14 protein-coding genes are annotated in these 12,208 nt (G+C 33.6%); 10 read left to right on the top strand and 4 right to left on the bottom strand.

Annotated features, from left to right (window positions below):
- The first annotated feature begins 3 nt into the window (after positions 1 to 3).
- Positions 4 to 945 carry an RpoD/SigA family RNA polymerase sigma factor gene (locus tag SOI86_RS04285; protein ID WP_320682364.1) on the top strand — a complete coding sequence of 314 codons (942 nt, stop codon included), beginning with the start codon at positions 4 to 6 and terminating at the stop codon, positions 943 to 945.
- Position 946: 1 nt separating this feature from the next.
- Here the strand turns inward: SOI86_RS04285 and pdhA are convergent, their stop codons facing one another.
- The gene (pdhA, locus tag SOI86_RS04280; protein WP_320682363.1) at positions 947 to 1,984 is read right to left on the bottom strand and encodes a pyruvate dehydrogenase (acetyl-transferring) E1 component subunit alpha; all 1,038 of its coding nucleotides are present in this window, start codon (positions 1,982 to 1,984) and stop codon (positions 947 to 949) included.
- A 147-nt stretch (positions 1,985 to 2,131) separates the two neighbouring features.
- Between pdhA and SOI86_RS04275 the strand changes: the two genes are divergently transcribed.
- The 5 genes from SOI86_RS04275 to SOI86_RS04255 all read left to right on the top strand — a co-directional run bounded on the left by SOI86_RS04275 (position 2,132) and on the right by SOI86_RS04255 (position 7,969).
- Complete coding sequence (locus SOI86_RS04275) at positions 2,132 to 4,237, top strand: IMS domain-containing protein (protein ID WP_320682362.1); 2,106 nt, start codon at positions 2,132 to 2,134, stop codon at positions 4,235 to 4,237.
- A 47-nt stretch (positions 4,238 to 4,284) separates the two neighbouring features.
- Entirely contained in the window at positions 4,285 to 5,745 is a 1,461-nt protein-coding gene (gene ffh / locus SOI86_RS04270) for a signal recognition particle protein (RefSeq protein WP_320682361.1), read from the top strand.
- 54 nt (positions 5,746 to 5,799) lie between these two features.
- A complete protein-coding gene (rpsP, locus tag SOI86_RS04265; protein WP_320682360.1) occupies positions 5,800 to 6,165 on the top strand; it encodes a 30S ribosomal protein S16 in 366 nt (121 codons plus the stop codon).
- Between the two features lie 37 nt (positions 6,166 to 6,202).
- Positions 6,203 to 7,159 carry a PhoH family protein gene (locus SOI86_RS04260; RefSeq protein WP_320682359.1) on the top strand — a complete coding sequence of 319 codons (957 nt, stop codon included), beginning with the start codon at positions 6,203 to 6,205 and terminating at the stop codon, positions 7,157 to 7,159.
- 72 nt (positions 7,160 to 7,231) lie between these two features.
- Positions 7,232 to 7,969: a Bax inhibitor-1 family protein gene (locus SOI86_RS04255; protein ID WP_320682358.1), complete on the top strand. Its 738-nt coding sequence runs from the start codon at positions 7,232 to 7,234 to the stop codon at positions 7,967 to 7,969.
- Positions 7,970 to 8,020: 51 nt separating this feature from the next.
- Here SOI86_RS04255 and SOI86_RS04250 read toward each other — a convergent pair whose 3' ends face one another.
- On the bottom strand, positions 8,021 to 8,548 hold the full coding sequence (locus SOI86_RS04250) for a hypothetical protein (RefSeq protein ID WP_320682357.1): 528 nt from the start codon (positions 8,546 to 8,548) through the stop codon (positions 8,021 to 8,023).
- A 38-nt stretch (positions 8,549 to 8,586) separates the two neighbouring features.
- Between SOI86_RS04250 and era the strand changes: the two genes are divergently transcribed.
- From era to larB, 4 genes are read left to right on the top strand one after another with little or no spacing between them, the layout of a single operon-like run.
- Complete coding sequence (gene era / locus SOI86_RS04245; RefSeq protein WP_320682356.1) at positions 8,587 to 9,498, top strand: GTPase Era; 912 nt, start codon at positions 8,587 to 8,589, stop codon at positions 9,496 to 9,498.
- On the top strand, positions 9,499 to 10,719 hold the full coding sequence (trmD, locus tag SOI86_RS04240) for a tRNA (guanosine(37)-N1)-methyltransferase TrmD (RefSeq protein ID WP_320682355.1): 1,221 nt from the start codon (positions 9,499 to 9,501) through the stop codon (positions 10,717 to 10,719).
- Positions 10,716 to 11,162: a TIGR03792 family protein gene (locus SOI86_RS04235; RefSeq protein ID WP_320682354.1), complete on the top strand. Its 447-nt coding sequence runs from the start codon at positions 10,716 to 10,718 to the stop codon at positions 11,160 to 11,162. The genes trmD and SOI86_RS04235 overlap by 4 nt, the downstream gene beginning before the upstream one ends.
- A complete protein-coding gene (gene larB, locus SOI86_RS04230) occupies positions 11,159 to 11,815 on the top strand; it encodes a nickel pincer cofactor biosynthesis protein LarB (RefSeq protein ID WP_320682353.1) in 657 nt (218 codons plus the stop codon). The genes SOI86_RS04235 and larB overlap by 4 nt, the downstream gene beginning before the upstream one ends.
- A gap of 4 nt (positions 11,816 to 11,819) precedes the next feature.
- On the opposite strand, the gene SOI86_RS04225 is transcribed toward larB, so the two are convergent.
- Positions 11,820 to 11,951, bottom strand: coding sequence for a hypothetical protein (locus SOI86_RS04225; protein WP_320682352.1), 132 nt, complete (start codon positions 11,949 to 11,951; stop codon positions 11,820 to 11,822).
- A gap of 67 nt (positions 11,952 to 12,018) precedes the next feature.
- A complete protein-coding gene (locus SOI86_RS04220) occupies positions 12,019 to 12,186 on the bottom strand; it encodes a hypothetical protein (RefSeq protein ID WP_320682351.1) in 168 nt (55 codons plus the stop codon).
- Between the last annotated feature and the right edge of the window lie 22 nt (positions 12,187 to 12,208).

Here is a 12,208-nt window from a genome sequence, read left to right as displayed (position 1 = left end):
ATAATGGTTTCATCACTACCAGCACAAGCAGAACCACAAAAAAGAAGAGGGAACGATCCAATTAGTTGGTATTTGCAGAACATTGGTAGAGTCCCCTTGTTAACACCTGCTGAAGAAATTGAATTAGGAAATCAAGTTCAGAAAATGATGATTCTTACGGAAGATGGCCAATTAAATGAAAAAACTAAAGAATTTACAAAAGAGCAAAAAAGAATAATAAAAATAGGCAGAAGAGCAAAAGAGAGAATGATGAAAGCTAATTTAAGATTAGTTGTCAGTGTGGCAAAAAAATACCAAGGAAAAGGACTCGAACTTCTTGATTTAGTTCAAGAAGGTTCTCTTGGCTTGGAGAGGGCTGTTGAGAAATTTGATCCAACAAGAGGATATAAGTTTTCTACTTATGCTTTCTGGTGGATTCGACAAAGTATGACAAGAGCAATTGCTTGTCAATCACGAACGATTCGTTTACCAGTTCATTTAAGTGAAAGATTAGCATCTATAAGAAAAGTTAGTAGGGATTTGGCACATAAACTTGGTGCGATGCCAAGCAGAATTGAAATTGCAGAAGCAATGGAAATTGATGTTGAAGAATTAGATTCTGTTTTAAGACAAGCTTTATCAACAAGTAGTTTAGATGCTCCAGTTAATGGTGATGATGGGAGGAGCTTTTTAGGTGATTTAATTGCAGATAGTAATAATGAAGAGCCTCTAGATCAAGTTGAACAGAAAATGCATCAAGAGCAACTTGGGAAGTGGTTAAGTCATCTAAGCGAGCAAGAGCAACATGTTCTTAAATTAAGGTTTGGACTAGATGGAAATGAAAGACACACACTTGCTGAAATAGGAAGACTATTAGAAGTTTCTAGGGAAAGAGTTAGACAGGTTGAACTTAAGGCTTTAAGAAAATTAAGAAACTTAACCAGAAAATTACCAAGCGGTATTTAATCTAATCTTCGGCCCAAATATATTTAGTTAATTCTTGTGAAGGTGGTTCAGGTGCTTCTAAAGCATTTTTAACGGATTCTGATATTTCTTTATCTATTTTCTTTTCAATACTTTTTAATTCTTCTTCCGTTGCGAATTTACTATCAATAATTTCTTTGGCTAATTTCTTAATTGGATCTCTTTTCCCCCAAAACTCTTTCTCTTTTTCAGACCTTAATTCATCTGGATCTGCGAGAGAATGTCCTCTATATCTATAAGTCAAGCATTCTAAGAGTGTGGGCCCTTCTCCTGCTCTGGCGCGCTCAATCGCTCTTTGTGCTGCTCCTCTTACTGCTAATACATCCATTCCATCAACTTCCTCTCCATGCATCCCAAAAGCAGAGGCTTTTCTCCAGATTTCAGGGTTGCTAGTTGCTCTATCGTGAGCCATACCAATAGCCCATTTATTATTCTCAACAACAAAGATTATTGGTAATTTCCATAATTGAGCCATATTTAAACATTCAAAAAATTGTCCATTATTGCAAGTCCCATCTCCAAAAAATGCTGCAGTTACTGCATCACTATTATTATTACCAGTAACTTCCTTTTTATATTTACTTGAAAAGGCTGCTCCTAAAGCAACTGGAATTCCTTCTCCAATGAATGCATATCCTCCGAGTAAGTGATGCTCTTTTGAAAATAAGTGCATAGACCCCCCTCGGCCTTTACTGCAACCTGTAGCCTTACCAAAAAGTTCACTCATTACTTCAAAAGAGGGAACACCTGCACTTAATGCATGAACATGATCGCGGTAGGTACTACAAAACCAATCATGTTTCTTTCTCATGGCGCCAATTACACCAGTGCTTATAGCTTCCTGACCGTTATATAAATGAACAAATCCAAACATTTTTCCTCTATAGTACATTTCTGCGCACTTATCTTCGAATCTTCGACCAAGTGTCATGTCTTCATAAAGAAACAATCCTGTTTCTCGATCTAATTTGGCTTTTTTTATGTCTTGAAGATTTGAGATTCTCTCTACGTGTGTTTCCAAGAAAATACCTTAATGAAGTTTTGATTTGTTAACATTCTAAGCTGTGAAGTGCGATTTTCATGATTTTTTTTAAAAACTCTGTAAGACCTTATGAAAAAAAATTTATACTTGATAAAATTTGTCTAATATTTTTAATAGGATATTTGTTTGGAACTTCCTTTAGACCATTTTCGTTTAATTGGCGTAAGCCCCTCTGCAACATCTGAGGAAATATTAAGGGCGTTTCAATTGCGTTTGGATAAAACGCCTGATGAAGGTTTTACTTATGAAGTTTTAACTCAGAGATCTGAGTTGCTTCGCCTAACCGCTGATTTACTTACAGATCCAGAGAGCAGAAGAGAGTATGAAAATTTGTTACTCAATGGAACTTCTGGACTGGAGTTTTCCTCAAATAGAGAAGTTGCAGCATTAATACTACTTTGGGAATCCGGTTCCTCAAAAGAAGCTTTTAAAATCACAAGAAAAGCTTTGCAGCCCCCACAAACTCCAGCTTTAGGAAGTAGTAGAGAAGCCGATCTAACTTTATTGGCGGCTTTAACAGCTAGAGATTCTGCATTTCAAGAACAAGAGCTTAGATCCTATTCAAATGCTGCAGACTTTTTACAGGAAGGTATACAACTCCTCCAAAGAATGGGAAAGCTTGGTGAAAGAAGGAAAGAACTTGAAGAAGACTTGGTTGCTCTTCTTCCTTACAGGATCCTAGATTTACTTAGTAGAGATTTAAATGATCAAGAGTCTCATAAAAAAGGTTTAAGCATGTTGGAAAATTTAATAATTAAAAGAGGTGGTTTGGAAGGTAGTAACAAATCTGAATATGGAGATTATTTAAATCAGCAAGATTTTGAAGCCTTTTTTCAACAGATAAAGACGTATTTGACTGTACAAGAACAGATAGATTTGTTTCTTGAATTACAAAAAAGAGGATCATTAGAAGCAGGTTTTTTAGCTTTTTTATCCTTAACGGCAATTGGTTTCTCAAGAAGAAAGCCAGAAAAATTATTTGAAGCGAGAAGAATTTTAAAGAAACTAAATTTATCAGGTCTAGATTCAATGCCACTTATTGGTTGTTTAGACTTGCTTTTGGCAGATATAGATCAGGCCTCTGCAAGGTTCTCTAGCAGTTCTGATGAAAATTTACGAGATTGGCTTGGTAATTATCAAGGTAATAAGTTAGAAGCCATATGTATTTTCTGTAAAAATTGGCTGGAGAATGATGTTTTAGTTGGTTATAGAGATATTGACTCTAAAGAGGTAGATTTAGATGCTTGGTTTGAAGATAGGGAAATCCAAGAATTTATTGAAAAATTGGAAAAGAAATCAAATAAAACTATAATTAAATCAAATTTTCAGAACCAACAGTTTAAAAAAGATTATTCGACAAAAATTACTGAAGATCTTAATAGCCCAATAGACAATATTGATGAAAGGAGATTACCTTGGCCAGGTGGCATAAAACAAGAATATGAAAAACTTGATATTCAAGAAAGAAAATTCAATGAGGAAATCTTTAAAAATAAATCGATAGAGTTTTACCAGTATTTCATTGAAAAATTTGCTGAATTAAAGTTTGGTTTTGGAGAATTTTTGAAGGGTAAAGAGATTATTAGGAGCTCACCTTATTTAATTTATATATATGCGTTTTTGATTTTATTTACTTTTGGCATTGGGATTGGATTTTTAAGAAACAATTTTAAAAAATCAATTCAGGAAAAAGTTGTTTCTGAAAAACCTTTAATAGCCATAGATGAAAATCAAAAGGTTAGTGAGAAAGATATTATTCAAGAAATAAAAAAAGATACTTTAATTAAATTGAAGTCTCTTCCTGAAAAATCTAATGCAATTAATTCCTCTACATTTAAAGAAATTACTACAGCTTCGCCTTCTTTGGAAGATATAAGAAATTTAATTAATGAATGGCTTCGAATTAAAAGCAATTACTTAGCTGGAAAGAGTGAACTTAATCTTTCCAAGTTTGTTAGTAATGGTTTGATTGACAGAACAATCGAAGAAAGACAGAAAGATATCAAGAAGGGAATCTATAAAGAAATTTATTCCCAAATACGTAAGATGGATTTGGAATCACAAACTTCATCTAGGATAGTTGCTTTAGTTGAATTAAATTATTTAGAGAGAATAGTAAAAAGTTCTGGGGAATTTGTTAATGAAACAACATTGACTCCTCTGAAAGTTAAATATATTTTCGGTTTTTCAAATAAATCATGGAAATTAGTTGATTTCGTGAGCGGCTTGTAATTACAAACTTCAAGATCATCTATAATAGTTGAAATTACTATTTAATAATGTTTGATGAACTCTCTTCACGCTTTGAAGACGCAGTAAAGGGTTTAAGAGGCGAAGCAAAAATTAGTGAAAATAATATTAACGATGCTTTAAAGGAGGTAAAAAGAGCACTCCTTGATGCAGATGTTAGTTTGTCTGTAGTCAAAGAGTTTATATCAGATGTTAAAGATAAAGCTATTGGAGAAGAAGTAGTTAGGGGTGTAAACCCAGGTCAAAAATTTATAGATGTAGTAAATAAAGAATTGATTAATATTATGGGGAATGAAAATTCTCCATTAAACGAGAATGAAAATAGTCCCACAGTCATTTTAATGGCTGGACTTCAGGGAGCGGGTAAAACAACTGCAACAGGAAAATTAGGCCTTTATTTGAAGGGAAAAGAAAAAAAAGTTCTTTTGGTTGCCGCAGATATTTATCGACCTGCAGCTGTAGAACAGCTTAAAACATTGGGAAGTCAATATGAATTGGAAGTTTTTTCAGCTAAAGAAAAAAATAGTAAACCAGAAGAGATAACAAAGCACGCATTGAGTTTTGCTAGTGAAAATGATTTTGATTCGATAATTATTGACACCGCAGGAAGATTGCAAATTGATGATTCCATGATGAGTGAAATGGTTCGAATAAAAGAAGTTTCTAATCCTGATGAAGTTTTGCTTGTTGTTGATTCTATGATTGGGCAAGAAGCTGCAGACTTGACAAAGTCATTTCATGAAAAAGTAGGAATTACAGGAGCGATACTAACTAAGTTGGATGGAGATTCAAGAGGAGGAGCTGCTTTATCAATAAGAAAAATAAGTGGTAAACCGATCAAATTTATAGGTGTAGGTGAAAAAATAGAGGCCCTGCAACCATTTCATCCGGAGAGAATGGCTAGCAGAATTTTAGGCATGGGAGATGTATTGACACTTGTTGAAAAAGCTCAAAAAGAAGTTGAACTTGCTGATGCAGAAGCGATGCAAAAGAAACTTCAAGAAGCAACTTTTGATTTTAATGATTTTGTTAAGCAAATGAGATTAATTAAAAGGATGGGATCACTTGGTGGATTGATAAAATTAATACCTGGAATGAATAAAATCGATGATGGGATGATAAAAGATGGTGAAGATCAACTCAAGAAAATAGAATCTATGATCTCTTCAATGACTCTTGAGGAGAAACAAAAACCTGAGGTGCTTGCTGCTCAGCCCTCTAGGAGAAAAAGAATTGCTCAGGGCAGTGGTTATGAAGCAAAAGATGTAGATAAAGTATTAGCGGATTTTCAAAGAATGAGAGGCTTCATGAAACAAATGTCGAATGGAGGAATGCCAGGAATGGGAGGAATGCCAGGAATGCCAGGAATGGGAGGAATGCCAGGAATGCCAGGAATGGGAGGAATGCCAGGAATGGGAGGAACGAGTGGTAATAAACCAATGAAAAAACAAAAAAATAATAAAAAGAAAAAAGGGTTTGCTGATTTATAGTTTCTAAATTTTTACCTTTAAATGATATTATTATTTAAAACACATTAATTTAAGATGATTAAACTGCGCCTTAAGCGCTTTGGGAAGAAAAAAGAAGCAAGTTTCAGAATTGTTGCATGCAATAGTACTTCCAGAAGAGATGGTAGACCTCTACAAGAACTAGGTTTTTATAATCCAAGAACTAAGGAAACTAGACTTGACACGGAAGCTTTAAGAACAAGACTTACTCAGGGCGCTCAGCCAACTGATGTCGTTAGGACTTTATTAGAAAAGGGAGGGTTATTAGAAAAAATAGAAAGACCCTCTATTTCTATTGGTAAGGCAAAGTTAGAGAAGGAAAAATTAGCTAAAGCTAAAACCAAAGATGAAGAAAATGATAGTAGCAAAGCTGAAAGCGATAATAATGAAGCTAAAAGCTAGTGGTTTGATAAATTTTCATTCTTATAAAATAATCTAGATGAAGGAAGTTTCCAAAATTGGTCACTTCACAATAGATTTGCCAAGCTCTGATGCTGCTACAGCATTGTCAGGACCTGGTAATTCTTTCTTAAAAAAGTTTGAGTCTCTTACTGGAGTTTCTTTAACTATAAGAGGCTTACAACTCGAGATGAACGGAGTTGTATCTAAAATTGAGCGAGCGTCAGCATTAGTTGAACTGACAAGACCAATTTGGGAACAAGGGTTAGAAGTCCCAGAGGTGGATCTCAAAGCGGCTTTAAGTTCTTTAAATATGGGAGAGTCATCTTCACATGCTGAACTTGGGAAGAAAGTTCTAGCGCGTTCCAAAGAAGGAAGATATTTAAGACCTAGAACTATAAGGCAAAGAGAATATGTTGAGTCAATTGAAAACTTTGATCTTACTTTCGCAATTGGTCCAGCTGGAACTGGTAAGACATTTTTGGCAACTGTATGCGCAGCAAGATTATTGAATGAGAAAAAGATAGAAAAAATTGTTCTAACTAGACCAGCGGTAGAAGCTGGAGAAAGTTTAGGATTTCTGCCTGGCGATTTGCAACAAAAAGTAGATCCATATTTAAGACCCCTATTTGACTCTTTACATAGTATTTTCGGGTTTGATAGAACAAATTCGTTAATTGATAAAGGAATTATTGAAGTGGCTCCTTTAGCTTTTATGAGAGGTAGAACCTTGGATAAATCTGTGGTTATCTTAGATGAAGCCCAAAACACAACTTGCTCTCAAATGAGAATGTTTTTAACGAGATTAGGTGAGAGATCAAAAATGGTAGTAAACGGAGATATTACACAAATTGATTTAAAAAAAGGTCAGGAAAGCGGTCTCATTGAAGCATCAAGAATTTTCTCTGAAACTGAAGGTATAAAATTTTGTTATTTAACTGTTCAAGATGTAGTTCGTAATCCTTTAGTGCAGAAAATTATTGAGGCTTATCAATAACTTTGTACCTCTGGAGATCCGTACCCTGAAATTTTAAAAATCAAGTAGAATAGGTTTATATTCAAAAAAAAAATGCCAGCAAGTAGTAATTTCAATCAAGCTATTCGTGAAGCACAAACTAGTTCAATTGTTGGACCTAATGTTGTTCAGAAAGCTCTACCTTACGTGGGTGGAGGTATGGTGCTAACTTCTTTAGGTGTTTTAGCAGGTGTCTCACTGATAGCAACAAATCCAGGACTTTTCCAGCCTCTCTCAATAGTTGCTTTAATTGCAGAATTGATTTTATTTTTTGTAGCAACAAGCGCTGCAAATAATGCAAATAATGCAAAGGCCTTGCCTTTACTGACAGGATTTAGTTTGCTTACTGGATTTACGTTAAGCGGAATAGTAGCTTTAGCAATAGGAACAATTGGGATTGGTTCGGTCGGAACAGCCGCATTAGCTACAGGAATAACGTTCGTTATAGCCTCTTACACTGGCCAAAGAATGAGTGATAGTGTTGGTCAAGCACTAAGTGGAGTTGTTGGCCTTGGGTTGATAGGCCTTCTTATAGCAATGTTTGTCCAATTAATTGGTGGATTTTTTGCCCCCGGAGTTTTTGGAGGTTCAGGACTTGAATTGATAATTGCAGGATTTGGAACTGTATTATTCGTTGCAATGTCTTTTGTGGATTTCTATACAATGCCAAGAAGATATAACGATGATCAATACCTCGCAGGAGCTTTAGGTATGTATTTAACTTATATAAATCTATTCGTCTTTATATTGAGATTGATGATTGCTCTTCAAGGAGGAGGAAGAAGAGACTAACCAAATTATTTGAATCTCCAACTTAAAGCGTAGAATCCTTTCTACGCTTTTTTATTGGGCGATATCGAGAATTTGTTTTTTTATAAATTCTTTTTGCTCTGAATCATATTTTATCGAATTATCAAAACTATTCCCCATAGTATCTAGGTCTTTAAGGACTTGATTGACAAACTTTGTAACTGAATTGGTTTCTAGTAGTCTCAAAATAGCTTTACATCTATCTGAAATATTCTCTGATGTTCTCTCATATTCATAATTATTATTTCTTCGATGAATAATAATTTGAGCAGAACTCATTATTAAATTTTTTACTACTATGTCTGCTACAGCATCCCCACCTTCGTTTAGTTTGTATATTAGTGAAAAAGGAAGTTTATCTAACAACAAACAATCTTTATCTGATAAGGCGTATGCAAAAAATCCTCTGAGCCCATTTCTGGTTTTAATTAACTCTGCAATTCTATCTGCTAAAACCTCTTCACTGAGTAAATCTTCACCCCACTCTTTACACCATTGTACGGATATGTTTATTGCTTGAGTAAACGAAGCTTCTTTTAAATTTATGGTTTTTTTTTTCATTTTTGATCAGAATTTTATTATTGATACATTAAAAGTCTTTGACCAATTATAGATCTGGGTTTGTAACTTTACTAGGAAGACCAAATGTGGGTAAATCTACTTTAATAAATAAATTGATTGGAAAAAAAATAACAATTACTTCTCCAATAGCGCAAACTACTAGAAACAAATTAAAAGGAATACTAACAACAAACAATGGACAAATAATTTTTGTCGATACACCAGGAGTGCATAAACCTCATCATCGCCTTGGAGAGATATTAGTAAAAAATGCAAAATCTGCAATTAATGGGGTTGATATTGTAATTTTTGTAATTGATTCAAGTGAAGAACCTGGTAGAGGTGATGAATATATATTGAACTTTTTAATCGCAAATAAAACTGAGTTTATTGTTGCATTAAATAAGTGGGATTTGGTTAATAAAGAATTTAGGGATTTACGATTAGATCAATATAGAAAATTTTTTGGAATTAATAGAAATTTTCAAATTGTAAGTGCTTCTCAAGGAGAAGGATGTTCTGAACTAGTAGATATGGCACTTAATTTTCTTCCTGAGGGACCAAAACTTTATGGCGAAGAGACGATTTGCGACCAGCCATTAGATAATTTATTATCTGATTTAGTAAGAGAGCAGGTATTAATAAATACAAGAGAAGAAGTACCTCATAGTGTTGCAGTAAAGATAGAAAAAATAGAGGAAATGAAAAGAAAAAATGGCAAAAGTTTTACAGCTATTTTGGCTACCATTATTGTTGAAAGATCAACTCAAAAAGGAATTCTTATTGGAAAGAAAGGTTCAATGTTAAAAATTATAGGTCAGTCAGCAAGATCAAATATGTCAAAATTAATTGATGGTCCAGTTCACCTGGAGTTGTTTGTGAAAGTTGTTCCAAATTGGAGAAAAAAAGAATCAAGGTTAATTGAGTTTGGTTATGAGGAAGATTTATAGATGAGTAGTTTTAATTTTGATGTGATTACATTGTTCCCCAAAGCTTTTGAATTAATAAATAATTTAGGGGTCATAACAAGAGCTCTAGATAAGAATTTGATTGATGTAAATTTACATGATTTAAGAGAATATGGAGAAGGTTCTTACAGACAAGTAGACGATAAGCCTTATGGAGGGGGAGCAGGTATGGTACTAAAACCTGAACCTATTTATAAGGCATATGAATCAATTAGAAAATCACCTAAAAGTAAAACTTTGTTGATGACCCCACAGGGTAAAGTCTTAAAGCAAAATGATCTTGCGAGATGGTCCACTATGGATCAAATAATAATTATTTGTGGTCAATATGAAGGGTTTGATGAAAGGATTAGATGTTTAGCTGATGAAGAGATATCGATAGGCGATTATGTACTTTCTGGAGGTGAAATACCAGCTATATCAATAATTAACGGTTTGACTAGATTATTACCAGGAACTCTTGGTGATCCAGACTCCTTAGTGGATGAGAGTCATAATTCTTCTTTATTAGAATATCCACAATACACGAGGCCGTTAACTTTTAAAGATATGAAAGTGCCAGATATTTTAGTGAGCGGCAATCATGAAGAGATTAAATCTTGGAGAAGACGAAAAAGTATTGAAAGAACATTTGAGAGAAGAAGTGACTTAATTGCAAATGAAAACTACAAAAAATCCCCACAAAGTAAGAGAATAATAAAAGAATATAATCAATTCATGAAATTTAGAATAGGTAATGGATACGATATTCACAGACTAGTAGAGGATAGAGATTTAATTATTGGAGGTGTAAAATTGCATCACCCAAAAAATTTAGGGTTGGATGGTCATAGTGATGCTGATGTTTTAAGTCACTCAATAATGGATGCATTATTGGGAGCACTTTCGCTCGGCGACATAGGAAAGCATTTCCCCCCATCTGATGAAAAATGGAAAAATGCTGATAGCTTGTTTTTGTTATCAAAAGTAATTTACTTGATAAGACAAGATGGTTGGGAAATAAATAATATTGATAGTGTTCTAGTCGCTGAAAGGCCAAAAATCATGCCACATATCAAACTAATGAAAAAAAACATTTCTGAGATATTAAATATTGATGAAAATTTAATTGGTATTAAAGCAACTACTAATGAAAAATTGGGTCCTGAAGGGAGAGAAGAGGGTATAAGTTGCCATTCAGTAGTGCTGCTTCAGAAAAAATGAAATTAAATGTAAATTTGAAAAAAAAAATTCAAAGATTTTGTTTAGTATTAATTTGCTTGGTAGTTTTAAATTTTCAATCTGATTTTCCTAATTTACAGGCTCTTCCTATGGACAATTATCAAGATGAAATGGTTATAGAGGAATTAAGACTTAAAGTTCCTGCCGAGGTAAGAGTAGCATGGTTGAATGCTGAAAAAGAAATATGGGAGCCATGGTTATCTTCTCAAGATGGTTTTTTGGGGAGACAATTATTTTGGGATAAAGAAAAAGAAGAAGCTTTAATATTGGTGAATTGGGAAAGTAAGAAATTATGGAAAAGCATACCGATGTCAGAAGTAAATGTAGTCCAACAAAAATTCGAAAATAATGTTAAAGCTGCCCTAAATGTAGGAGAAAATCCGTTTGAATTAATTTATGAGGGAGAGTTAGATAAACAAAGATGAATTTTGATATCAAGTTTGATTTTCAAAGAAGAGAGAGGCTTGGACTCATTGAGGCTATTTGGGGACAAGATAAGAATAATGATCAATTAAAGAGATTATCTGAAATTGTATTAAGTAAAAATGAGGTTGTTTTTATTACTAGAATTAATAATGAAAAGGCAAATTATCTTTTAGATTTGTATGATGATGCACGATTTTATGAAGAAGCAAATTGCTTAATAATCGGGAAAAATCTGAATAAAATAAATACTAATAAAAAAGTTGCCATAATTTCAGGAGGCTCAAGTGATTTGGCCGTAACACTTGAAGCACAATTAACCCTTGAAATTTATGGAGTGAATTTTCAATCTTTTATAGATGTTGGAGTAGCCGGACTTCATCGATTAATGAGTCAGATAGAAGAAATTAATAAATATGATGTATTAATAGTATGTGCTGGAATGGAAGGAGCTTTGGCAACAGTTGTGGGAGGATTGTTGGCACAACCAATAATCGCAGTACCTGTCTCAGTTGGCTACGGCGTTAGCAAGGATGGACAAACTGCTTTAAATAGTATGTTGTCAAGTTGTTCTCCAGGTATCTCAGTTATGAATATAGATAATGGATATGGAGCCGCAATGGCGGCTCTGAGGATTATTAAAAGTATTTCCTAAATACTTATTTTTTTTCTATTTCTAATAAGTTTTCTATCCATAAATTAAGTTGTTTTGGAAGCATTCCTTCTTCTCTCATTTTGATTGCCTTTATCACAACTTCTGTATTTACCCACTCAGGAAATCTTTTCGGCATTTATTTTTATATTCAGTAACTTTAATTTGGTACAAATTTTTATAAAGACAAGATCTAAGTAACAAATTTAATCTTTTATGTTTGATTTTGTACCTAATCTAGAAAGTTCAGATGAGGTATGCTCACTTTCTACATTTTTTAATCTTTCAATTAACTCAGAAAGATCCTTGTGTGCTAACTCCCCATTTTGCTCCCATTTTAGGGACCTTGAGTTATTATTGATTTTTTCTTTCATTGTTTTATTTAGGTACTAAAAA

This window comes from Prochlorococcus sp. MIT 1314, from assembly GCF_034093315.1.
In the GTDB taxonomy this organism is placed as follows: domain Bacteria; phylum Cyanobacteriota; class Cyanobacteriia; order PCC-6307; family Cyanobiaceae; genus Prochlorococcus_A; species Prochlorococcus_A marinus_Y.
This window is presented reverse-complemented; position numbering and strand designations above follow the sequence as displayed.

Bases quoted from the DNA above. Each gene is read 5' to 3' on its own strand.
- SOI86_RS04285 (WP_320682364.1), top strand. From the start codon at position 4: ATGGTTTCATCACTACCAGCACAAGCAGAACCACAAAAAAGAAGAGGG.
- ffh (WP_320682361.1), top strand. From the start codon at position 4,285: ATGTTTGATGAACTCTCTTCACGCTTTGAAGACGCAGTAAAGGGTTTA.
- rpsP (WP_320682360.1), top strand. From the start codon at position 5,800: ATGATTAAACTGCGCCTTAAGCGCTTTGGGAAGAAAAAAGAAGCAAGT.
- SOI86_RS04260 (WP_320682359.1), top strand. From the start codon at position 6,203: ATGAAGGAAGTTTCCAAAATTGGTCACTTCACAATAGATTTGCCAAGC.
- SOI86_RS04255 (WP_320682358.1), top strand. From the start codon at position 7,232: ATGCCAGCAAGTAGTAATTTCAATCAAGCTATTCGTGAAGCACAAACT.
- SOI86_RS04250 (WP_320682357.1), bottom strand. From the start codon at position 8,548: ATGAAAAAAAAAACCATAAATTTAAAAGAAGCTTCGTTTACTCAAGCA.
- trmD (WP_320682355.1), top strand. From the start codon at position 9,499: ATGAGTAGTTTTAATTTTGATGTGATTACATTGTTCCCCAAAGCTTTT.
- SOI86_RS04235 (WP_320682354.1), top strand. From the start codon at position 10,716: ATGAAATTAAATGTAAATTTGAAAAAAAAAATTCAAAGATTTTGTTTA.
- larB (WP_320682353.1), top strand. From the start codon at position 11,159: ATGAATTTTGATATCAAGTTTGATTTTCAAAGAAGAGAGAGGCTTGGA.
- SOI86_RS04225 (WP_320682352.1), bottom strand. From the start codon at position 11,951: ATGCCGAAAAGATTTCCTGAGTGGGTAAATACAGAAGTTGTGATAAAG.
- SOI86_RS04220 (WP_320682351.1), bottom strand. From the start codon at position 12,186: ATGAAAGAAAAAATCAATAATAACTCAAGGTCCCTAAAATGGGAGCAA.